The sequence below is a fragment of the Sphingomonas sp. Leaf20 genome (genome assembly GCF_001421535.1).
Taxonomy (GTDB): Bacteria; Pseudomonadota; Alphaproteobacteria; order Sphingomonadales; family Sphingomonadaceae; genus Sphingomonas.
Genome location: NZ_LMKN01000009.1, coordinates 118,690 through 141,257 on the forward strand (window position 1 = coordinate 118,690; position 22,568 = coordinate 141,257).

Sequence of the window (22,568 nt, forward strand, 5' to 3'; positions counted from 1 at the left end):
CCGGGGGGACTCAGGCGGCGGGGCGGCCGAACGAGGGGGGGCGGTCGGCAGGCTTCGCGCCGAACGCGCGATCGGGGGTGGTGGACATGGTAAAGCGCAGCGTGCCGCCCGCGGCGAGGTCGGCATGCGCGATCCAGCTTTTTGTCCAGGGTTTGCCGTTCCAGGTGACGGCGGTGACATAGGGCGTGTCGGCGCGGTTGCCCGGCGCCTCGATCACGACCTTGCGCTTGGGCCCGACCAGCAGCTCGGCACGCGTGAAGAGCGGCGAGCCGAACACATAGACCGCGGCAACCGGATCGACCGGGTAGAGGCCGAGCGCGGACATCACGAACCACGCGCTCATCTGCCCGCAATCGTCGTTGCCGATGATCCCGTCGGGCGCGCGTTTGTACATCGTCGTCAGGATCCTGCGCACCAGCGCCTGCGTCTTCCAGGGCTGGCCGACATAGGCGTAGAGATACGGCACGTGCTGATCGGGTTCATTGCCATGCGCATATTGGCCGATCAGCCCGGAGATATCGGGCGGCGCATCCCTGGGCAGCGTCGAGGGCGCGGCGAACAGCGCGTCGAGCCGCGCGGCGAACTTCGCCTCGCCGCCGAAATGCGCGATCTGTCCGTAGAGATCATGCTGGTTGAGGAAGGTCGTCTGCCAGCCATTGGCCTCGGTGAAGTCGTGGTAGCACTTGGTATGGCCGAGCTGGATCGGGTCGTAGGGGGTCAGCCAGCTGCCGTCGGCGAGCTTGGGCCGCGCAAGGCCGATCGTCGGGTCGAGGACGTTGCGATAGTTGCGGCTGCGTTCGCGCAGGCGGGCGGCGTCGTCGGTGGCGCCGGCCTTCGCGGCGAGCGCCGCCATTGCCCAGTCGTCATAGGCATATTCCTGAGTCCGGCTGACCGACTCGTCGACCTGGTCTGCGGGCAGATAGCCACGCGCGATATAGGTGCCGCGCGCGCGGCTGTTGACGAGGTCGGGCGCCTTGGGATCGAAGGCGCGCGTGCGGATCGCAGGCCAGGCGGCGGCATAGTCCGCGTCGATTCCCTTCGCCACGGCCTCGGCCATGATCGCGACCGAATGCCAGCCGATCATCGTGCCGGTCTCCACCCCCTGGAGCGGCCAGCAGGGCGGGCCATAGGGGCTTTGCTGCGTCTGGCGGACGAGGTCGCGGACGAGCGAGCGCGCGCGATCGGGCGCGATCAGCGTGAGCAGTGGATGAAGCGTGCGATACGTGTCCCAGGTCGAATAGGTGCTGTACGCCTGTTCGCCCTTGGGGACGCTGTGGATCTGCCGGTCGAGCCCGACATAGCGGTCGTCGGCGTCGGAGAAGAGCGTCGGCGCGAGCATCGCGTGATAGACCGCGCTCGCCATGATGACGCGTTCGTCATCGCTGCCACCATCGACTTTCACGGTTTTCAGCGCGTCGGCCCAGTCGCGCACCGCCTGGCGTCGTGCCGCATCGAATTCGCGGCTGATCGACGCCGCGAGATTGGTCCGTGCGCCGGCCATGTCGACCGCGGAGACCGCCGTCCGCACGACGATCGGTGCTGCGCCCGCATCGTCGTAATGCAGCACCGCGCGGACGCGGTCGGCCGTGGCGATTGCCCCCCCGACGACCTGCTCTCCGGCATGGAGCGTGATGCGGTCGGGTTTGCGCGAGACGTGCATCGCGAAATGGATGCGGCGCCCCTTGGCCCAGCGGAACGTGCGGCGGCTGCCGATCAGGACGCCGTCGGTCTCGATCTCGATCCGGCTGTCGTCGATCAGCGGGCCTTCGCCCGGACGGCTGTCGCGGTAATTGCCGAGGTCGATCAGCAGGTGGCCGGGACCCGCGGGAAACCGGTGACGTTGCCAGCCGACACGTGGCTCGGCGGTCAGCTCGGAGCGGACGCCATTGCCGAGCGTGCAGGCGTAATAGCCAGGCTCGGCGGTCTCCTGGGCATAGGTCTGGCGATAGCCTTCGCCGGGGCGATCGGGCGCGCCGGGAAACAGCTTCACCGGCCCGCGCGCGGGAACGACCAGCACGTCCATCATGTCGGCGATGCCGGTGCCGGACAGGTGCGTGTGCGAGAACCCCATGATCGACGGGTCGCCGTGATGATAGCCCGAGCAGTTCGCCCAGTTCTCGGTATCGGTGTCGGGGCTGACCTGGACCATGCCGAACGGCACGGTCGCGCCCGGATAGGTATGGCCGTCGCCGCCCGTGCCGATCCACAGATCGGGCACGGCACCCGATCGCTTCGCAAATGCCGGCATCGCGCCGGTCAGCGCCAGCGCGCCGGTCGAGCCGAGCAACGTGCGTCGTGTGAGCCTCATAACGGCGCCGCCAGCAGCGCGGGCCGGGTATCGGCGAGATGGACGATCAGCTCGCCGAACAGACCGTTCGTCCAGGCGAACCAGCTGCGCGTGAACTTGCTCGGATCATCCATGTCGAACGCCTCGTGCATGAAGCCGGTATCCGCATCGGTGTCGCGCAGCATCCTGAGGCAGGCACGGACGGTCGCGTCGTCCGCACCGGCAAGCGCGCGGATGATCAGCGACATCGGCCAGATCTGGCCGAGGCCGACATGCGGACCGCCGATCCCTTCCGCTTTCGCTCCCTTGAAGAAATAGGGATTGGCGTCGCTCCACGCTGCGTCGGCGGTGCGGCGCCATAGCGGGTCGGTGGCGGGAACGCAGCCCATATAGGCGAGCGCGGACAGCGAAGGCACGTTGGCGTCGTCCATGAAGACCGCGTTGCCGAACCCATCGGCCTCATAGGCCCAGACCTCGCGGCCGTCGCGCAGCCGCATCTTGCCATGCGCGTTGAGCGCGGCCTCGACCTCGGTCGCGAGCGCTGCAGCATCGGCGGCGAGCGCGGTATCGTTGCGCGCCTCCTTCGCGACGACCGCCAGCTCGCGCAGCGTCGTCACCGCGAAATGATTGGCGGGGATCAGATAGGGATAGACACAGGCATCATCGGACGGACGAAAACCGCACTGGATCAGGCCGTTCGGCTTGGCGGGATTGCCCCAGCCCTCGAGCGCCATCGTCTCGGTATTGCGGTTCGAGGCGCGCAGGAAGCTATAGGGTCCGCGGCCCTGCTTGCGCTGCTGCTCGCGATAGGTGCGCAGGCTGGCGCGCGCGGCCTCGGCCCAGGTCGCGTCAAACGGGGTCGCGTCGCGCGTCGCCTGCCAATAGCCATAAGCGAGACGCATCGGGTAACACAGCGAATCGATCTCCCATTTGCGCTCGGCGACACCGGGTTTCATCTCGGTCTGGTCGTGCAATGCCCAGCTGAGATCGGTCTTGCCGGCCGGGTCCTCGAGGAACGCGTTCGCATAGGGATCGATCAGGATCGAGCGTGACTGACGCGCGATCAGGCCGCGGAACAGCGTGCGTAGTGCCGGGTCCTGGCGGATGAGATGGAGATAGGGACGGACCTGCGCCGAACTGTCGCGCAGCCACAGGCAGGGAATGTCGCCAGTGATGACGAACGCATCGGGCGCGCCGCCGATGGTGCTCATCCGCACGGTCGTATCGAGCGTGTTGGGATAACAGTTGCCGAACATCCAGCGCAGCTTCGGATCGCCGATCCTGGCCGACACGCGGGCGATCTCGCGTTCCACCGCCCGGCTCTTGAACAGACGGTCGGCGACTGGTGGGCGCTTGGAGGGCAGGTTCGGGCGGGCGGCGAAGGCGGGGGTGCCGACGAGCGCGAGCCCGCCGGCGATCAACGAACGGCGATCGATCATTTGGGCAACCCCACCGCTGCGCCGGTGATCGTCAGGTCGGTCCATTGTCCCTCGCCGTCGCCGGGCTGGCCGCCGCCGACATAGAGGCGGTACGCGCCGGGCTGGATCGTGCGCGTGCCGTCGCGCGCGACGCTGCTCATCGAGCGGGGATCGAGCGCGAACGAGACGGTGCGCGACTGGCCGGGCTTGAGCGCGACGCGGTCGAAGCCGACGAGCTGGCGCTGGAGCACCGCGGTGGTCGGCCCGCCACCGGTGGTCGCGGTCGGCACGAGATAGGCCTGAACCACCTCCTCGCCCGCGCGCGCACCGGTGTTCGAGACCTTTGCCGCGAGCGTGAGCGGCTGGCCGGCGGCGACGGTGAGGGTGGGCTTTGCCGCAGCATAGCCGAAGCTGGTATAGGTCAGCCCGTGGCCAAAGCCCCAGAGCGGCTTGCCGGTGAAATAGCGATAGGTGCGCTCCTTCATCGTATAGTCGATGAACGCGGGCAGGTCGCTGGCGGACTTGTAGACGGTGACGGGGAGGCGGCCCGAGGGGTTGTTGAGCCCCGCGAGCGTTTCGGCGATCGCGGTGCCGCCGGCCTGACCCGGATACCAGGCGGTCAGGATCGCATCGGCGAGCGATGGATCGACCGCCACCGCGCTGCCGCTGGTGAGCACGAGGATGACGGGTTTGCCGGTCGCGCGCAGTGCTTTCAGCAGTGCCTGTTGCGCAAGCGGGAGGCCCACTTCGGTGCGATCGCCGCCGACGAAGCCGGGGACGCTGACCGACAGCGCCTCGCCTTCGAGGTCGGGCGACAGGCCCATTACCGCGACGACGACGTCCGACTCGTTTGCGACCGCAGTGGCGGCGGCGAGCATCGGCGCGGCAGGCGGCGTCCACAGCAGGCGGATACCCTCGTCGTCGCTGCGGTGATCGAGTTCGAGGCGGAACGCGGTCGGCGTGCCGTCGCTGGTTAACGGGATCTCGACGCGGCCCTTCTTGACCTCGCCGTCGGCAAGCTGGCGGTCGCCGATCCAGAGGCGTGCGACGTCATGGACCGAACAGTCCTTCCAGCATGCCGGGACGTCGATCACGAGCGTATAGTCACCCGCGGCGGGCGGGGTGAACATGCCCGACCAGCGGACGCCGAAGCTGCGGCCAAGCCCGGGTGCCGGACTGACACGGTTGAGGTCCGCATCGATGCGGCGTTCGGTACGCGTCAGGACCGGCGTGCCACCGGTCGTCCCGGTCCCGGCAAAATACTCCGCCTTGAGACCCTTTGGGAAGACGGTTTCGGGCACCACCACCGGTGCGCCGTCGGCGAGCACCGAACCCTGCGCATAGCGAACATTGGCGGCGCCGAACTGCTTGCGGATGCCGTCGAGCGGGGTGATCGGGGCGGCGGCGGTGCCGTGGTAATTGCCCTGGAGCACGCCGATATCGTCGGCATTGGTGCCGATCACCGCGATCCGGCTGCCGGCCTTGAGCGGCAGGCGGCTGGCATCGTTCTTGAGCAGCACGATCGACTTTCGCGCGGCCTCGAGCGCGAGCGCACGGTGCGCGGGGGTGTCGACCTGATCGGTGCCGATCTTGCTCCACGGGCTGTCGCCCCCGAACGCGATGCCGAGCGCGCGGCGGGCGCGGAAGGCTCGCGTCAACGCGACGTCGACCTCGGCCTCGCTCACCAGCCCCTGGCGGACCGCGGCGGGGAGGCCGGCATAGGCGGTGCCGCAATTGAGGTCGGTGCCGCCCCTGATCGCCGCTGCCGCTGCGCCCGGCGCATCGAGCCGGTAATGGTGATAGGTGCTGATATTGCCGACCGCGTCGCAGTCCGAAACGGTGAAGCCGGTAAAGCCCCAGTCGCGCCGCAGCCGGTCGACCATCAGTGGCGACGATGCGCAGGCGGGCACGCCGTGGATCGAGTTGTACGCGCACATCAGCGAGAGCGCCTTGCCCTCGGTCACCGCCTGGCGGAAGGCGGGCAGGTAGGTTGCCTCAAGATCCTGCGGGCTGGGGTCGACGTCGAAACTGTCGCGCCCGGCCTCGGGGCCGCTGTGCACCGCGAAATGCTTCGGGGTGGCGACGACCTTCGGATAGAGCGGGTTGGGGCCCTGGAGGCCGCCGATGAACGCGACGCCGAGGCGGCCGGTCAGATACGGGTCCTCGCCATAGGTTTCCTGCCCGCGGCCCCAGCGCGGATCGCGGAAGATGTTGATGTTGGGCGACCAGATCGTCAGCCCTTCATAGATGCGGCGATCGGCATTGGCGGGCTTCGCATTGAACCGCGCGCGCGCCTCGGTCGCGACGACGTCGCCGATCTTGCGAACGAGCACCGGATCCCAGGTCGCGGCCATGCCGATCGCCTGCGGGAACACGGTCGCGTGGCCGTTACGCGCGAGACCGTGCAGTCCCTCGTTCCACCAGTCATAGGCGGGCAGGCCGAGCTTCGCATCCGCAGGCGCGGTGCTCTGCAGCTGCGCGGCCTTTTCCTCGAGCGACATGGTGGCGACCGCGGCGGCGACGGGATCGGCGGAGGCGAGCAGGAGCCAGATCATCGGGCAAGAGTCCTCAGGGTGAGCGCTTTGCGCAGTGTGGCAGGCGACGCGGTCGACGCAACGGCGACGGTCCGCGCCTCGCCCGGCAGAAGGTCGAACCCGTCATCGGCGGGCTGCGCCGCCACGGCGCCGAAATCGAGCATGACCGCGCGGGCGAAGCGCGTGGCGGTGATCGTCACGGTCGAGCCCGACCAGGTGACGCTCAGGCCCGGATCGGGATAGGCCATGTCCTTGGGCAGCGCGCGTTCGATGATCGCACGACTGGCGACCGTGTCGCCGACGATCAACTCGGCGACTGCATAGCTGGCCCCCGGCGCGGCACTGCCGAACAGCGTCGCATCGGGGAGCGTCGCGGCAAGTGTCGACGAGAGCGGCGGCAGCGTCGCGGGCGTGGTGGTGTCGTTCAGCACGGCACCGCCCATGTCCATCGCACGCACCCGCCAGCGCGCCGTGATCGGCGTGGTCGCGTCGGAGATCAGCGAGATCCGCGTCGCGCCGTCCTTGTGCTCCGCGGCGATCGCCTGAGGCGCGAAGAAGCGGCGTGCGGCGTAGTTCAGCAGCTTCCACTGGCCGTCATGATCGATGCTCGCCCAGCTGATCGAGGGCCAGACGTCGTTAAGCTGCCAGTAGAGCGACCCCATCGTCACCGGGCGGCATGCGCGGTGATGGAGTGCGGCGATACGGATCGCCTCGGCCTGGTTGACCTGCGTCAGATAGACGAGATCGGCAAAGTCCTTCGCCGGGCGCAAACGATCGCGCAGGTACATCAGCAGCCGTTCATTGCCTTCGCCGGCGAGGAATTTCTGGTGCGCCTTCATCACCGGGCTGTCGGCCGCCAGCGGGCCCTTGCCCGCGAAGTCGCGGATCATCGCGAGATCGGGCATCGCCTGGAAGCCATATTCGGACATGAAGCGCGGACAGCTGTCGAGATAGCGCTCGACCGGCTTCGAACCGGACCAGACATCCCAGAAATGGCGGTCGCCATCCTTGTCGGTGTCGGTCGGACCCTCATAATCGGTCGAAGGGGAGCCCGGCCAATAGGGGGTGCCGGGCGAATATTGCGTGACCGCCTGGCGCAGTACGCGGTCGAATAGCACCGCCATGCCCGCGCCGATCCGCTCCTGCTCGTCCGCGCCGACCGCCTTCTTGAACGCCTTGCGATCGGACCAGTTCTCCCAGCCCGACAGCACCTCGTTGCCACCGGCCCAGATCACGACCGAGGGATGCGAGCCGATCCGGGCGACCTGCTGCTCGGCTTCGATCCGGACATTCTCGCGGAACGCGGCGTCGGGCGGCGTCACGCTGCCGCCGAACATAAAGTCCTGCCACACCATCAGCCCCATGCGGTCGGCCAGGTCGTAGAACGCGTCGTCGAAATAATAGCCGCCGCCCCACACGCGGATCATGTTCATGTTGGCGTCGGCCGCGCCCTTCAGGATGGCCTGCATATAAGCGGGGGTGACGCGCGTCGGGAACATGTCGAACGGGATGATGTTCGCGCCCTTGGCGAATATCGGCGTGCCGTTGACCTTGAAGCCGAAGCTGCCGTCCTTGCGGATAAGTTCGACCGTGCGCAGCCCGATCCGCCGCGTGACGCTGTCCTCGGCGGTCGCTTGCGCGCCGGCGAGCGAGGCGGTGACGGTGTAGAGCGGTTGCGCGCCATAGCCGATCGGCTGCCAGCGCTGCGGCGCGGCGATCGTCAGCGGCAGCGAGACGCTATTGCTGCCGGCGGCGAGCGTGACGCTGCGGTCGACCGTGACGGTCTTGCCGTCGGGGCCCGTGACTACGGCGTGGACGGTGGTGCGGCCGGGCGTATCCGCGACGATGTCGAGCTTGGCCGCAATCCGTGCCTCCGCGTCGCTCAGATCCTCCTGCTCGACGCGAAAGGTCTCGATCCGCGCCTCATCCCAGATCTCGAGACGGACCGGCCGCCAGATGCCGATATTGACGATCCGGGGACCCCAGTCCCAGCTGTAATGATATTTGGGTTTGCGGATATAGGGCGAGGTCTGCTTGCCCTTGGGCTCGTCGCCGAACGCGCTGTCATATTCGCCGGGCAGCGGATGCTTCTCGGCGAGCACCATCGGCTGCAGCGTGCGGATCGGCGAAGCGATCGTCACCAGCACCTCGTTGCGGCCCGCCTTCAGCGCCGATTTCGCGTCCACGCGCCAGCGACGGTGCGCGTTGTCGGTCTTGAGCAGCGGCGTGCCGTTGACGGTGACCGTCGCAAAGGTGTCGAGGCCGTCGAACACAAGGTCGAGATGATCGCGCGCGAGCATCGCCGGCGTGACGTCGATCTCGCGGCGGAACTGCCACCGGGTCAGCCCCGCCCACTGGATCGCGGCCTCGTTCATGCCCTTGTAGGGATCGGGGACGCGGCGCGCGGCGATCAGGTCCTGCTGGACCGAGCCCGGCACCGTGGCCGCGAGCCATTTCGCCTCACGCTTGTGCGCGGCGACCGCGCTCGTGTCGCTCGGATCGATCCGGACCTTCCAGTCGCCGTCGAGCTTGACCACCGTCTTCGGGGCCGAGATCGCGGGCGAGGCGAGTGCGAGGAGAGGGAGAAGGAACCAGCGACGCATCAGCGTGTCTCCGTGAGTTGCATCCGCTCGACCGCATAATAGGGATCGGACGTGGGGGAGGTGAATTGCAGGCAGATGTCGCGGTCGCCGGTCAGCGCTGGCAGGCGGCCCTTGACGCTGAACCGGGTGGCGGCGGTTGCCGGATCGGGGAGCGGGAAGGTGCCGGCGACGACGGGCTCGGCACCCGCGACGGTGCAGCCGACGAGCACGATCAGCTCACCGTGCGGCGTGACGTTATAATGCCGGCGCAGCTTGGTCTCTTCATGCGCCAGCGCATAATGACGCGGCAGTCGCGCGATATCGATCGTGAAGCCCTTGGCGACATCCATCGGCGCGGCGGGATAGGCGGTGCACAGGTCGAACAAGTCGATATTGTACACCGGCGCGTTGCCCTGCGCCTCGGGCGTGAGCGGCACGCGGAGTGCGAGCGATCCCTTGGGACAGGCGACCATGTCGGACGCGGTCCGCGTCAGCAGCGCCTGGCGGCCGGTATCGAACAGGCGCGGCTCGGCGATCTGGCGGCCGGCGGCGTCGAATGCGGCGGCGCGGATCTTGACCCCCGGCTTGATCGACAGCGGTGTCGTATAGGCGGGCGACCGCGGGCCGGGCGCCTTGCCGTCGAGCGTGTAGCGGATCGTGCCATAGGGCGCCTGCGTCGTCAGCGAGACCTTGGCGCTTTTGGTGCGCAGCGCATCGCCGCGTGTGCCAGCGAGCGTATAGCCGACTGCGAACGCGCTGTCCGCGACCTGCATGCCGGAGGTGCGCCAGCGGCTGATCTGCGGCTGGACCCGCTCGAGAAAGCTGCCGAAGTCGCGCTTGTCCTTGCCCGACCAGGTGATCTCGGCGAGCGCGGCGGCGCGTGGGAAGATCAGGTGCTGCATCTGATAGGGCGTGACGATGTACTCGCTCCACAGATTGCCCTGTGCACCGAGCACGTGATGCGCCTTGTCGGCGGGGATCCCCGCGGGCATCGGCTCGTATTTGTACACGGTCTCGAGAGACTGGATGTCGATCCGGCCCGGCGGTTCGTCGCTGCGATCGCTTTGCAGGCTGTTGAGGTAGAGCGTCGGCGCGGGCGAAAGGACCACGTCGTGGTTCTGGTTCGCGGCCTCGACCGCGCCCTTCTCGCCACGCCACGACATCACCGACGCGGACGCGGGGAGACCGCCTTCGAGAATCTCGTCCCAGCCGATCAGTCGGCGGCCCTTGCTCGCGAGATATTCGCCGAACTGATCGATCATCCAGCTTTGCAGCCCGTTCTCGTCCTTGATCCCGAGCTTGACCATCTGCGCCTGGACCTCGGGGCTGCGTTCCCACTGATCCTTGACCGCCTCGTCGCCGCCGAGATGGACATAGGTGCCGGGGAAGACCGCCATGATCTCGTCGAGCACCGTCTTGACGAAGGCGATGCCCTTCGGACCGGGGTTGAAGAGATAGGGGTTCACGCCCCAGTCGCTGCTGACCTTCGGCGTGTCGCCGAGGACGCCGAGGTCCGGATACGCGGCGACGAGCGCCTGCGCGTGGCCGGGCAGGTCGATCTCGGGGACGATGACGATGCCGCGCTCGGTCGCATAGGCGACGAGCTTGCGCAGCTCGTCCTGCGTGTAGAAGCCGCCGACCTGCGTGCCGGGCGCCTCGCCGGTCGAGGGCGAGGTCCGGACGCTGCCGATCGCGGTCAGCCGGGGATAGGCCTTCACCTCGAACCGCCAGCCCTGATCGTCGGTAAGATGGAGATGCAGCGTGTTGAGCTTCACCGACGCCATCTGGTCGACGATCGCGTAGAGCGAGGGGAGCGACTGGAAATGCCGTGCGGTGTCGATCATCAGCCCGCGCCAGCCGAAGCGGGGGGCATCGTCGATCGTGACCGCTGCCAGCCGCGCAGGCTGTCCGAACGCCGCGTCGGGACTGACGAGTTGCGCGAGCGTCATCGCACCATAGACAAGGCCAGCGTCGCCCGATGCGGTGATGCGGACGCCCGCGGGGTCTACCGTCAGTCGATAGGCCTCGGCCCCCTTGATGCTGGCGTCGCGGACGAAGCGGATTGCACCACCGGAGGCGGACCGGATCGTCAGCCCGCGCTCGGTGCGCACATGCGCGGCGAAAAGACGCGCGGCGCCCGTTGCGCCGCGATCCGCCGCGTCGACGGCAATCGTCGTGGAGTTGTCGATCGTGAAGCTGCCGGTCGACGGCGTAATGCTGCTGGGTTCGGGAATGAGTGGCAGGCGGGCCGTCTGGGCGGCGGCGGGCGCAGTCAGCCCGATCGCCGCCGCGCCGACGATCGTCGCGCTGCAGATCGCGCGAAGGCCGACGCGCGGCACGCTTGCGGAAGGCCCAGCGGTTCCGTGGGTCGGAATGGCGCGCATTGATCTGTTCTCCCTGGGCCGGCTTGTCGTTACCGCTCGCATTGAACGTAACCAATATAGGTCCAGGCACAACCCGTATTCTGAATCGCACGACGCGTTTGCGCGGGTAGCGATACCAATATTCGATAAGCTGCAATTCAGATTGGCAGATACCAATCTAGGCTTTCCCGACGTGCATGTTGCCGGGCAGCGCGGCTTTGGTTAGGCAGGTGCACGGACGTGGCAGGGGCTCGATGGGGGGCGGCCGGTCGGAAGGAGAGACCATGGCGTTTGCCGACGAGATCGGACGCTTTCGCGAGAGCAATCCATCGCCACTGTATCTCCAGCTTCAGGACCTGATCCGGACCGCGATCGGCGATGCGATTCTGGTTCAGGGCAATGCGATACCGGCCGAGCGCGATCTGGCGACCGAGTATGACATATCGCGCATCACCGTGCGCAAGGCGATCGGCGGGCTGGTCGAAGAGGGGCTGTTGACGCGTCGCCGTGGCGCGGGGACGTTCGTCGCGGGACGTGTCGAGAAAAGCTTCTCCAAATTGTCGTCGTTCAGCGAAGACATGGCGGCCCGGGGGCGTACGTCGAGCAGCAGCTGGATCTCGCGGTCGGCAGGGCAGGTCAATCCGGAAGAGGCCATGGCGCTGGGCCTGTCGCCGGGCGCGCCGGTCTATCGCTTCAACCGTATCCGCTATGCCGACGACGAGGCAATGGCGCTCGAGTTCACGACGATCGCCGGATATTGCCTGCCGTCGATCGAGGTCGTCGACGATTCGCTGTATACCGCGCTCGAAAAGGCGGGCTGCCGGCCTGTTCGCGCATTGCAGCGACTTCGCGCCGTTCCGTTCGGTGGCGAGCATGCCAGGATGCTGGGCGTCGACGCGGGGCATGCCGGGCTGCTGATCGAGCGTCGCGGATTCCTCCGCGATGGCCGGCCGGCGGAGTTCACGCGGTCCTATTACCGCGGCGATGCCTATGACTTCGTCGCCGAACTGGCCGACAACTGACCTTTCACCAATCGAGTCCGCGATGAACCGACGTCAGATACTCCTCGGCACCGCCGGTGCCGGGGCCACGCTGGCGGTCGGGGGCATTTCGTCCGCCGTCACCGGCAAAGCTCGCTCCGCGCCGACCGGGTCGGACGCCGGCGCGCTGCCGATGCCGGTGCCGTCGCGGATCCTGCCCGCGCCTGTGCCCGAGCAGGACCGATCGCGGACGCGCATGGAGCGGGGATGGCTGTTTCACGAGGGCGATGTCGTCGCCCCGGCGCCCGATGGGCACAACGCGACCTATCTGAGCGTCAAGGCAGGCAACGCACTGGGTGCGGCGGCGATGGCGTATGACGATTCGGACTGGGCCCCCGTGCGCCTGCCGCATGACTGGGCGTCCGCGCAGCCATTCGTGAAGACCGCGAACATCTCGCAAGGCTATCGTCCGCGCGGGATCGGCTGGTATCGCCGGACGCTGCGGCTCGAACCGGCCGACCGCGGCAAGACGATCCTGCTCCATTTCGATGGCATCGCCACCAATGCCACGGTCTGGGTCAACGGCAGCGTCGTCGCGCACAACTGGTCGGCGTATAACAGCGTCGAGATTGACCTGACGCCGTTCGCGCGGTTTGGCGACGACCTCAACGTCATCGCGGTCCGCGTCGATGCGGACGCCATGGAGGGCTGGTGGTACGAGGGGGCAGGGATCTATCGCCACGCCTGCCTGATCCGGCGCGCGCCGGTCGCGATCATCACCGACGGCGTCCACTGCGATCCGCGGCGCGGGCCGGATGGCGTCTGGCACGTGCCGGTCTCGGTCACGCTCGGCAGCAGCGATCGCCGGAGTGTCGATGTCACCGTCGAGGCGATGCTGCTCGACCCCGATGGCACGCAGATCGCCTCGGCGCAGACGTCGGCGACGGTCGCGATGCTCGAGCGCGCGACCGCGACGATCGCGATGCCGGTGACCGCGCCGCGGATCTGGTCGATCGAAACACCGACTCTCTATACCGTCGTAACGCGCGTGCGGCTCGGCGACGCGATCGTCGACGAGCGGCGCACGCCGATCGGCTTCAGGACGATCCGGTTCGACGCCGATCGCGGCTTCTTCCTCAACGAGCAGCCCGTGAAGCTGAAGGGTGTATGCCTGCATCAGGACCATGCCGGTGTCGGCACGGCGATTCCCGACTCGCTGGTCCGCTGGCGGCTCGAGCGGCTGAAGGCAATGGGGTGCAACGCCATCCGCTGTTCGCACAACGCGCCCGCCGCGGAGTTGCTCGATCTTTGCGACGCGATGGGGTTCGTCGTGATGGACGAAAACCGCCAGTTCAATCCCGCGCCCGACTATATGGCGCAGCTTGAATGGATGGTCCGACGCGATCGCAACCATCCATCCGTGATCCTGTGGTCGGTATTCAACGAGGAGCCGATGCAGGGGACCGAGGCGGGTGTCGAGATGCTGCGACGGATGGCGCACGCCGCGCACGCACTCGACGACAGCCGGCCCGTGACCGCGGCGATGAACGGGGCGTTCTTCGATCCGGTCAACGTCTCGAGCGTGGTGGGCGTGACGGGCTTCAACTATTACCAGGGCGACTACGACCGTTTTCACCAGCTCAACCCGACCAAGCCGATCACGAGTTCGGAGGACACCAGCGCGTACGAGACGCGCGGCGCGTTTGCGAGCGATCCGGCGCGGCATATCCAGTCCTCCTACGACGTCGAAGCCGCCAGCTGGGGCGATACGCACCGTGGCACGTGGAAGGAGATCGCCGAGCGTCCGTTCGTCGCGGGCGGGTTCGTCTGGACCGGGTTCGACTATCACGGCGAGCCGACCCCGCATGAATGGCCCACGATCTCCAGCTTTTTCGGGATCCTCGACCTGTGCGGATTCCCGAAGACAGCGTTCGACATCCACCGCGCGCATTGGGTCGATGACACGCCCGTCGTCAGCCTGACACCGCACTGGACCTGGCCGGGGCGCGAGGGGGCGCCCGTCACGGTCCTGGTGATGAGCAATGCCGAACGCGTCGTGCTGCGGTTGAACGGCCGGATCGTCGGGCAGGCGGCGGTCGACCGGATCATGGGGAACGAGTTCATCGTGCCCTATGCGCCCGGACGGATCAAAGTCACGGCGTTGCGCGGGAACGCGGTGGTCGCCACCGCGGCTCATGCAACCGCCGGGCCCCCCGTCGCGCTGCGCCTGACGCCTGCACGGACCGTGATGGCGGGCGACGGCGAGGACGCGCAGCCGGTGACGATCGATGCGGTCGATGCCGCGGGCCGGCATGTCCCGACCGCCAACCTGCCGACGCGGTTCGCGGTCGAGGGGGCTGCGATCATCGGTATCGGCAATGGCGATCCGAACAGCCACGAGCCCGAAAAGGGCAATGCCCGGTCGCTGTTCAACGGGCTCGCGCAGGTCATCCTGCAGTCGGACGCCGGGCGCGGTCAGATCGTGATGACCGCGACGGCGCCGGGGCTCAAGCCCGCGCGACTGGCAATCCACCGCGCGGGCATCGCCGCGCCAGGCCAGATACCCGTCGCCACCGCCACGATGGCGATCCGCGAATGGCGACGCTCACCCGCGTTTGCCGCGCGGCCGGATCCGGCGCTGGCCCCGGTCGACGGCGACAACAACAGCTGGGCGTTCGTGCGCAGCGGCACGCCCGTCGATCCGAGTGCGGCAGGCCGCTGGCGGATCTACCGCGCTGGCGTCTCGCCCTGGCGGCGCGTTGCGCAGGAGGGCGGGCTGATCCGGTTCGCCGCGATCGCGGGGCGTGCCGAGCTCTGGATCGACGGCACGCGGCTGGCGGTCAAGGACGCGGGGCAGACCGGCACGCTGGAAGCGACGATGCCCGCCGGCGGCGCGGTGCGGACGATCGTCCTGATGGTCGAGGCCTTGCCGGGCGTTTCGTCGGGGATCGTCGGCGCGGTCACGCTCGAGCCGCGCGCGCGGTGACGGCCGCGCGGCATGCCGCGCGTCATCCTGGTCGATATCGGGATAACGGGCGGCAGCCGATCAGGGTGTCGTGCGGATCAGCGTCGACAATGCCGCGTCGTCCCCGAGCAGGTGGATCTGGCCCGGCGCGGGACGTGCGGTGGTGCGGATCGACAGATCCTGCAGACGCGTCTCGTTGATCGCGGCGGCATTAGCGACCTCCACGCGCAATCGGCCGGGGTGACGCGTCACGGCCCGGATATTGGCGGATCCGCCCAGCGCCGCGCCAGCGTCTTCGGTGAGCAGGATCGTCGGCTCCATTGGCGCGCTCGGGGGGGGCGCCGTCGGAGCCACGGTTCCGCCGACCGCGAGCGCGTCGCGGATCTCGACTGCGACCACGTCGGCAATCGGGCCGAGCACGACCTGCAACGCGGCGTTCGAGGGCCGCAGGATGCCGCGTGCGCCGAGCGACTTCAAGGCTGCGTCGTCGACCGCGGACTGGTCGACGACGATCAACCGCAGGCGCGTCGTGCATGCGCTGACCGTCGTCAGATTGGCCCCGCCGCCCAGCGCCTGCGCGAACGCGGCACCGCGTCCGCCAGGTGCGACCGGCGCGGCTGCGACCGGCGCTTCGGCTTCGCGACCGGGCGTGGCGAGATCGAACTTGCGGATGAAGAAGCGGAACAACCCGTAATATAGCGCGAAATAGACCGCGCCGACGGGCAGCAGCAGCAGCGGCCGCGTCGCCTTGCCGAAGTTCAGCACATAGTCGAGCAACCCGGCCGAAAAACCGAAGCCGAGCTTGACGCCGAGCGCGTTCATCAGCGCCATCGACAGTCCGGTCAGCACCGCGTGCACCGCGTAGAGCAGCGGCGCGAGGAACATGAAGCTGAACTCGATCGGCTCGGTTACGCCGGTGAGCGCCGATGTCAGCGCGAGGCTGAACAACATGCCGCCAACCGCCTTGCGGCGGTCGGGCAGTGCGGCGTGGTACATTGCGAGACAGGCGGCGGGCAGGCCGAACATCATCACCGGGAAGAACCCCGCCATGAACGCGCCCGCGTCGGGATCGCCCGCGAAGAAGCGGCGAAGGTCGCCGGTCGCGCCGTTGTAGTCGCCGGCGACGAACCAGACGATGTTGTTGACGAGGTGGTGCAGCCCCGTGACGAGCAACAGGCGGTTGAGCAGCCCGAACAGGAACAGCCCGATCGCGCCGCTGCCGCTGATCGCAAGGCTCAGCTGGTCGATGCCGGCGTTGAGGATCCCGAAGCCCATTCCGAACACCAGCGCGAGACCCAGACCCGCGACGCCGCTGACGATCGGGACGAACCGCCGCCCGCCGAAAAAGGCGAGATACTCGGGAAGCTTGATCGTCGAGAACCGGTTGTAGAGCAGCCCGCCCGCCAGCCCCGAAAGGATGCCGATCGGCACGTCGAGGCGTGCGATCGCCTTGGCCTTCCAGGCGGCGGCGACGACGTCCGCCGTCGGTCCGCTCAGCCCGGCCACGACATCGGGGGCGACGACGAGGAATATCATCCCCGCTTCGGTGGCGACGAGGAAGCAGACCACGCCCGCGAGGCACGCAGCGCCATTGCCGTCACGCGCGAAACCGGTGGCGACGCCGATCGCGAACAGCAGACCGAGATGCGAGAAGATCGCGTTGCCCGCCGCGCTGACGAACGCGATGTCGAGCAGATCGGGCTGGCCCAGGCGGAGCAGCAGCCCTGCGATCGGCAGGACCGCGATCGGCAGCATGAGCGCACGGCCGAGGGGCTGCAGCGCTTCGAGGATCGACTTCATGCGGCAAACTCCCGGGCGAGGCTTCGAACTTCGGCAGCCGAGGCGCACGCTAACGCCCTGGCGGCATGTGCGCGGCAGGTGTCGAGCGCGAGCGTGCGCACCAGCGCCTTCACCTCGGGTATGATCGCCGGCGACGACGAGAGCTCGGTCACGCCAAGCCCGATGAGGATCGGTACCGCGGCAAGATCCGAGGCGAGACCGCCGCAAACGCCGGTCCAGCGATCATGTCGCGCGCCGCCTTCGCAGGTTTGTGCGATGAGGCGCAGCACGGCAGGGTGGAGGCCGTCGATCCCGGCGGCGACGGCGGGATTTCCGCGGTCCATCGCCAGCGCATATTGGGTCAGGTCGTTGGTCCCGATCGACAGGAAGTCGGCTTCCGCGGCGATCAGGTCGGCGGTGACGGCCGCGGCGGGCGTCTCGATCATCACGCCGACCGCGACGCGCTCGGGAAGACCGAGCTCGCCAGCGATCCGGTCGACCACGTCACGTACCGCGCGCAGTTCGTCGCGGCTGGCGATCATCGGCACCATGATCCGGCACTGGCCGACCGGGCGGACCGACAGGATCGCGCGGACCTGGTCCTCGAGCAATTGCGGATAGGCCAGCCCGACACGGATCCCGCGAAGCCCGAGTGCAGGATTTTCCTCCGCCGCCATGGGCAGATAGGGTGCAGGTTTGTCGCCGCCGATATCGAGCAGCCGGACGATCAGCGGGCGCCCGTCGAGCATGTCGGCAATCGCCTGGTAGTCGGCGGTCTGTTCGGCAACGGTCGGCGCGGAGTCGCGCTCGAGGAACAGGAATTCGGTGCGGAGGAGCCCGGATCCTTCGGCGCCATTGTCGACTGCGAGCCGGGCATCGCCGATCGCGCCGAGATTGGCGAAGGCCTCGATCCGCGTGCCGTCCGCCATCCGGCACTCGTCGCCGGCGCGCGCGAGCATGTCGGCACGGCGCATGTCGGCCTGGACGAGCCGGACACGCGCGGCGCCCAGCGTGTCGGCATCGGGATCGACCCGGATCAACGCATCGGTCGCCTCGAGAATGACGGACGTGCCGTCGGCGACGGCGGAGAGTGCGGGGCCGACCGCGACGAGCGCGGGCAGTCCGATCGTCGCGGCGAGGATCGCGACATGCGACGTCGGGCCGCCGCGCGCGACGCAGATGCCGACCACGGTCGACCGATCGAGCGCAAGCACATCCGACGGAAGCAGATCGTCGGCGAGAAGGATGGTGTCGGCGGGGACGCGTATCGTCGCGTCCTCTACCCCCGTAATCACGCCGAGCAGCCGCCGTTCGAGGTCGAGCATGTCGTCCGCGCGCTCGGCAAGTCGCTGATCCGCGCTCCCGCGCAGGCCCTCGGCGAGCGGGCGGATCGTCGCGCGCCATGCATGGCCGGCACTCTGGCCGCTGGCGATGCGCGCGTGCGTTCCCTCGAGCAGCATAGGATCATCGAGCAGCGCCGCATGCGCCGCGACGATCGCCTGTTCCGCACCGCGCGCGTGGCGAGCCTGGTCCGCGAGCCTTGCCGCCAGCGTGGCGAGTGCTGCGGTGAAGCGTTCCTGCTCGACCGCGATCCCTTCCCCCTGTTCTGGAACGGTTATCTCGGCGTGCCGGAACCACCGTGCCTGGCCGATCGCAAGTCCCGGGGCCGCGGTGACGCCGAGCAACGCGCCGTCGATCGTGGGGCGTGTGGCGGCGGCGGGCGCCGGGGTACGCGGTGTCTCGATCGGCTCGTCCATCCCGCCGAGGATCAGGTCGGCGATCGCGGCGATCGCGGTCGCGGCATCGGGGCCCTGCCCGGTCAGCGTGATCGAATCATCGTGGCGGACGCCGAGCGATAACAGGCCGATCGGGCTGCGCAGGTCGGCGGTCTTGTCATGGCATTCGATTCTGATGCTGCTTGCAAACGTCTTCGCCAACTCGCCGAGCCGGGCGGCAGGACGCGCGTGGATGCCGTGCGGCAGCGGAACGGCAAACGTCCGGGTGAGGACTTCGCCCGCGGTCTGCGCGGCTGGCTGGCGACCGACCGGCGCGATCGGCAGGATCGTCATCAGCGGCGTGCCGATTTCGACGCGCTGATCGGTCGTGCGCGTGGTGATGGCAAATCGCTCGGGATTGATCACGATGATCGGCGTCACGACCGCCCGCGACTCGCGAACCAGCAGGTCGAGATCGAACCCGATCAGCAGGTCGCCGGTCGCGACGGTGTCCCCCACCGCGACGCGCGGGGTGAAGCCGCGTCCACCCAGCGCAACGGTATCAAGGCCGATATGGATGAGGATCTCGGCACCGTCGCGCGTCCGCAGCGTGATCGCGTGGTTCGTATCGAGCAGCGTCAGGACCGTCGCGTCGCACGGCGCATACAGACCGTCGCCGGTCGGATCGATCGCGACGCCGTCTCCCAGCATCGCCTCCGCAAACACCGCGTCGGGCACCTGCGACACGGGTAATGCCCAACCCTGCATCGGCGCGCTCAGGATGATGGGAGCCATATGGTCGTCCTTGGTTTGCGAGTGCGGGTGCAGTGCAGGCGGCGGATCAGGCGGAGGCGATGCCGCCGATCCAGGTCCCTGCGGGTTGAAGCTCGCGCGTCAGACGAACCCAGTCGGCGCGCAGGCCCGGTGCGAGCGCGCCGCGATCGCGCTCGAGCCCGAGAAAGGCCGCGGGATAGGTCGCAGCCATCGCCGCGGCCTTTTCGGGGGGCAGGGCGAGCCGTTCCACGCTGTTGCGGACGGCACCCGCCATATCGAGATCGGACCCCGCGAGCGTACCGTCGGCGCCGACGCAGCGGCCACCCTCGACGCGGATCTCGCGGCCCTGCAGCAGGAACGCCTTGTCGACCGCACCCACGCACGGCATCGCATCCGACACCAGCATGAAGCGGTCGTGCGGGCGCGCGCGCAGGGCGATGCGCAGCGCGGCGTCGTCGACGTGGAAGCCGTCGACGATGATCCCGCAATAGACGCCCTGGTCGTCGATCGCCGCACCGACGACACCCGGCGCGCGGTGGACGAGCGGCGACATCGCGTTGAACAGATGCGTGATGCCGGTGATCCCCGCCGCGATCGCCGTGGCGGCAACGTCGTAACTCGCGTCGCTATGTCCGATGCTGACGAGGACGCCGGCCGCGGTCAGTGCCGCGATCTGCGCCGTCGTGACGCGCTCGGGGGCGAGCGTCAGCATCACCTTGCCGCGGCGCGGGCGCGTCAGCAGCGCGAGCAGCTCGTCGTCGAGATCCTGGAAGCGCGTGGGATCGTGAATGCCCTTGCGCGCGGCGCTGATGACCGGGCCCTCGACATGGATTCCGACGAGACCCGGTACGCCCGCGTCGATCGCTGCATCGACCGCATCGAGCGCGCGGGCGATGACGTCGGGGGTGTCGCTGATCAGCGTGACCATGAACGCGGTGGTGCCGAAGGGGGCGTGCGCGGCGCCGATCGCGGCGATGCCCTCGACCGTGGTGGCGTCGTTGAACAGCACGCCGCCGCCGCCATTGACCTGCGTATCGACGAATCCCGGCATGATCCAGCCGCCGTCGAGATCGACGGTTTCGGCGTTGGACGCGGGGTCGGAATCGACGCCCGCCTCGACGCTGGCGATCCGGTCGCCCTCGATCCGCAGTGTCGCGTCGGTCAGGACGGCATCCGGTGTGACGATATGGCCGTTGCGAAACCGGAAAGTCGTCATAGCGTGCAGGTGACCTTGGCAAGATGCGAAGGCGCGTCCGGGTTGAACCCGCGCGCCACGGAAAGGGCGTTGACCAGCTTGTAGAAGCTCTGGACCATGAGGATCGGCTCGATCGTTGGATGCGCGACGAGCGCGGGCAGGACGGAGTCGCCGTGACGGCCATCGAGGCGTGCGTCGGCGATCAACACGTGCGCACCGCGTCCCGCGAATTCCGCAGCGGCCTCGCGCACGCCGTCGCCGGCGGCGTCGGACGTGGCGAGCGCCAGCAGCGGGAAGCCGTCCTGGACAAGCTGCATCGGCCCGTGGCGCACCTCGGCGGAGCTGAACGATTCCGCATGCAGCGCGCAGGTTTCCTTCATCTTCAACGCCGCCTCGTTGGCGATGCCGAACCCGGGACCGCGCGCGATCACGAACAGGTTCGTCGCCGTCTGCAGCGGCGCGACCGCAGCCGACCAGTCGAGATCCCAGGCCCGCGCGAGATCCGCGGGCAGGGCGGCGACGGCGGTGCGCATCGCATCGTCATCCGACCATTCGGCGGTGATCGCAGCCAGTGCGGCAAGCGCGCAGATATAGGACTTGGTCGCTGCGACCGACCGCTCGGGCCCTGCCTTCAGGGCGATCAGCGTGTCGGCGGCTTCGGCGAGCGGCGAGCTTTCGTCGTTAACGAGCGCGACGACATGCGCACCCGCCTGTTTGTAGGCCGCCACGGTCGCCAGCAGGTCCGGGCTGCGGCCGCTCTGCGAGATCGCGATGCACAGCGTGTTGGCGGCGCTGAGCTTTGCATCATAGAGCGAGACGACCGAGGGGGCCGTCGCCGCGACGGGGACGCCGGTCTTTGTCCAGATCAGGTATTTGCCGTAGACCGCTGCATGGTCGGACGAACCGCGCGCGCACGTGACGACAACGGCGGGGGGCGCCGCGCGCAGTCGCGCTCCCAGCGCTGCGATCGTATCCGCGTTGGCGGCGAGAAGACGCGCGACCGCCTCGCTCGATTCGGCGGCCTCGCGGAACATCAGCGTCGCCTCGGTCGCGTTCGTCGACAGCGGTGCGCCGCCGTCGGACGTGCGCGGTGCGGGATCGGGAAGGGTCTCGGTCATGGCGGCTCGCTTCATGGGGTCGCGTGATGCGGTTGCAGGGCGACGCGGGCATGCGTCGCCACGCACTCTCGCCCTGCGTAAGTTATAGATTGGTATTGTTCAAGCGTTGGAATGTGCAAGGCGGGTAGCGAGGTCGCGGATCCGCCCGCGGCTGGTCCGGCTGGTCTGCGTCGAGGCAAACCCGAACCGGACGAGGGCAGGGTCCTGGTCCTGATCACAGGGATGCCGGCACGAGGCGTGAACCTCGCCGACGCCGGTCGCAAGGATTGCGGGAAGCGTGTCGATCGACACGCCGCTCCCGACGAGGATGCCGATGCGACCGGCGGCGCGGTGATGGAGCATCGCAATCGCGGCGACTCCGTCGACAGCCTTCGGCGCCCCGCCCGAGGTGAGCACGCGATCGAACCCCAGCGTGACGGCGGTGTCGAGCGCCGCGGCGAGATCGGGAACGAGATCGAACGCGCGGTGAAGCGTCAGCGACAGGTCGCGCCCGCGTGCCTTGCCGAGCAGGCGGGCATGCGCGATCAGTTCGCCGAGCACCGCTGCGTCAAGCGTGCCATCGACGTTGGCCGCGCCGATCACGACGCCGGCGAGCCCCGCCTCGGCCGCGGTCGTGATGTCATCGGCGATCATCGCGGATTCGCGCGGTGTGTAGACGAAGCCCCCCTCGCGCGGTCGGGACAGCAGATGAACGGGCAGCGCGGCGGACGCGGCGGCGCGGATGAGCGAGGCTGCGGGAGTCAGCCCGCCAACGGCCAATGCCGTGCAGAGTTCGATCCGATCCGCGCCCCCGGCAACGGCGGCGTCGACGCCATCGAGATCCTCGACGCATATCTCCAGCGTCCTGATGCGTGGCAT

General features: G+C 68.5%; 12 protein-coding genes. 2 read left to right on the plus strand and 10 right to left on the minus strand.

The annotated features are described in order from the left end of the window. Positions 1 to 10: 10 nt before the first annotated feature. Genes ASE72_RS14075 through ASE72_RS14095 form a run of 5 tightly spaced genes read right to left on the minus strand, consistent with a single transcriptional unit; the run spans position 11 to position 11,205 of the window. On the minus strand, positions 11 to 2,308 hold the full coding sequence (locus ASE72_RS14075) for a GH92 family glycosyl hydrolase (RefSeq protein ID WP_082446082.1): 2,298 nt from the start codon (positions 2,306 to 2,308) through the stop codon (positions 11 to 13). Continuing rightward, positions 2,305 to 3,726: a glycoside hydrolase family 125 protein gene (locus ASE72_RS14080; RefSeq protein WP_056022671.1), complete on the minus strand. Its 1,422-nt coding sequence runs from the start codon at positions 3,724 to 3,726 to the stop codon at positions 2,305 to 2,307. The genes ASE72_RS14075 and ASE72_RS14080 overlap by 4 nt, the downstream gene beginning before the upstream one ends. After that, on the minus strand, positions 3,723 to 6,260 hold the full coding sequence (locus ASE72_RS14085; RefSeq protein WP_056022674.1) for a glycoside hydrolase family 3 C-terminal domain-containing protein: 2,538 nt from the start codon (positions 6,258 to 6,260) through the stop codon (positions 3,723 to 3,725). The genes ASE72_RS14080 and ASE72_RS14085 overlap by 4 nt, the downstream gene beginning before the upstream one ends. Continuing rightward, the gene (locus tag ASE72_RS14090) at positions 6,257 to 8,842 is read right to left on the minus strand and encodes a beta-mannosidase (RefSeq protein ID WP_056022677.1); all 2,586 of its coding nucleotides are present in this window, start codon (positions 8,840 to 8,842) and stop codon (positions 6,257 to 6,259) included. Before ASE72_RS14090 ends, ASE72_RS14085 begins: the two co-directional genes overlap by 4 nt. Then, complete coding sequence (locus tag ASE72_RS14095) at positions 8,842 to 11,205, minus strand: beta-N-acetylhexosaminidase (RefSeq protein ID WP_082446084.1); 2,364 nt, start codon at positions 11,203 to 11,205, stop codon at positions 8,842 to 8,844. Before ASE72_RS14095 ends, ASE72_RS14090 begins: the two co-directional genes overlap by 1 nt. A 263-nt stretch (positions 11,206 to 11,468) precedes the next feature. Here ASE72_RS14095 and ASE72_RS14100 point away from each other — a divergent pair, with 263 nt between their 5' ends. Continuing rightward, positions 11,469 to 12,206 (plus strand): GntR family transcriptional regulator, encoded by a 738-nt coding sequence (locus ASE72_RS14100; RefSeq protein WP_056022680.1) that lies wholly within the window; start codon positions 11,469 to 11,471, stop codon positions 12,204 to 12,206. Positions 12,207 to 12,228: 22 nt separating this feature from the next. After that, on the plus strand, positions 12,229 to 15,150 hold the full coding sequence (gene galA, locus ASE72_RS14105; protein ID WP_056022682.1) for a beta-galactosidase GalA: 2,922 nt from the start codon (positions 12,229 to 12,231) through the stop codon (positions 15,148 to 15,150). 60 nt (positions 15,151 to 15,210) lie between these two features. Here the strand turns inward: galA and nagE are convergent, their stop codons facing one another. The 5 genes from nagE to ASE72_RS14130 form a co-directional block, all read right to left on the minus strand. Further along, positions 15,211 to 16,929 (minus strand): N-acetylglucosamine-specific PTS transporter subunit IIBC, encoded by a 1,719-nt coding sequence (nagE, locus tag ASE72_RS14110; protein ID WP_056022685.1) that lies wholly within the window; start codon positions 16,927 to 16,929, stop codon positions 15,211 to 15,213. Further along, entirely contained in the window at positions 16,926 to 19,418 is a 2,493-nt protein-coding gene (gene ptsP, locus ASE72_RS14115; RefSeq protein WP_056022688.1) for a phosphoenolpyruvate--protein phosphotransferase, read from the minus strand. The genes nagE and ptsP overlap by 4 nt, the downstream gene beginning before the upstream one ends. A 46-nt stretch (positions 19,419 to 19,464) precedes the next feature. Next, positions 19,465 to 20,613: an N-acetylglucosamine-6-phosphate deacetylase gene (gene nagA / locus ASE72_RS14120; protein WP_056022692.1), complete on the minus strand. Its 1,149-nt coding sequence runs from the start codon at positions 20,611 to 20,613 to the stop codon at positions 19,465 to 19,467. Continuing rightward, entirely contained in the window at positions 20,610 to 21,710 is a 1,101-nt protein-coding gene (locus ASE72_RS14125; protein WP_082446086.1) for an SIS domain-containing protein, read from the minus strand. Before ASE72_RS14125 ends, nagA begins: the two co-directional genes overlap by 4 nt. A 99-nt stretch (positions 21,711 to 21,809) precedes the next feature. Further along, positions 21,810 to 22,568: a copper homeostasis protein CutC gene (locus ASE72_RS14130; protein ID WP_056022695.1), complete on the minus strand. Its 759-nt coding sequence runs from the start codon at positions 22,566 to 22,568 to the stop codon at positions 21,810 to 21,812.

Bases quoted from the DNA above. Each gene is read 5' to 3' on its own strand.
- ASE72_RS14080 (WP_056022671.1), bottom strand. From the start codon at position 3,726: ATGATCGATCGCCGTTCGTTGATCGCCGGCGGGCTCGCGCTCGTCGGC.
- ASE72_RS14090 (WP_056022677.1), bottom strand. From the start codon at position 8,842: ATGCGTCGCTGGTTCCTTCTCCCTCTCCTCGCACTCGCCTCGCCCGCG.
- ptsP (WP_056022688.1), bottom strand. From the start codon at position 19,418: ATGGCTCCCATCATCCTGAGCGCGCCGATGCAGGGTTGGGCATTACCC.
- ASE72_RS14130 (WP_056022695.1), bottom strand. From the start codon at position 22,568: ATGCCACGCATCAGGACGCTGGAGATATGCGTCGAGGATCTCGATGGC.
- ASE72_RS14075 (WP_082446082.1), bottom strand. From the start codon at position 2,308: ATGAGGCTCACACGACGCACGTTGCTCGGCTCGACCGGCGCGCTGGCG.
- ASE72_RS14100 (WP_056022680.1), top strand. From the start codon at position 11,469: ATGGCGTTTGCCGACGAGATCGGACGCTTTCGCGAGAGCAATCCATCG.
- galA (WP_056022682.1), top strand. From the start codon at position 12,229: ATGAACCGACGTCAGATACTCCTCGGCACCGCCGGTGCCGGGGCCACG.
- nagA (WP_056022692.1), bottom strand. From the start codon at position 20,613: ATGACGACTTTCCGGTTTCGCAACGGCCATATCGTCACACCGGATGCC.
- ASE72_RS14085 (WP_056022674.1), bottom strand. From the start codon at position 6,260: ATGATCTGGCTCCTGCTCGCCTCCGCCGATCCCGTCGCCGCCGCGGTC.
- nagE (WP_056022685.1), bottom strand. From the start codon at position 16,929: ATGAAGTCGATCCTCGAAGCGCTGCAGCCCCTCGGCCGTGCGCTCATG.
- ASE72_RS14095 (WP_082446084.1), bottom strand. From the start codon at position 11,205: ATGCGCGCCATTCCGACCCACGGAACCGCTGGGCCTTCCGCAAGCGTG.
- ASE72_RS14125 (WP_082446086.1), bottom strand. From the start codon at position 21,710: ATGACCGAGACCCTTCCCGATCCCGCACCGCGCACGTCCGACGGCGGC.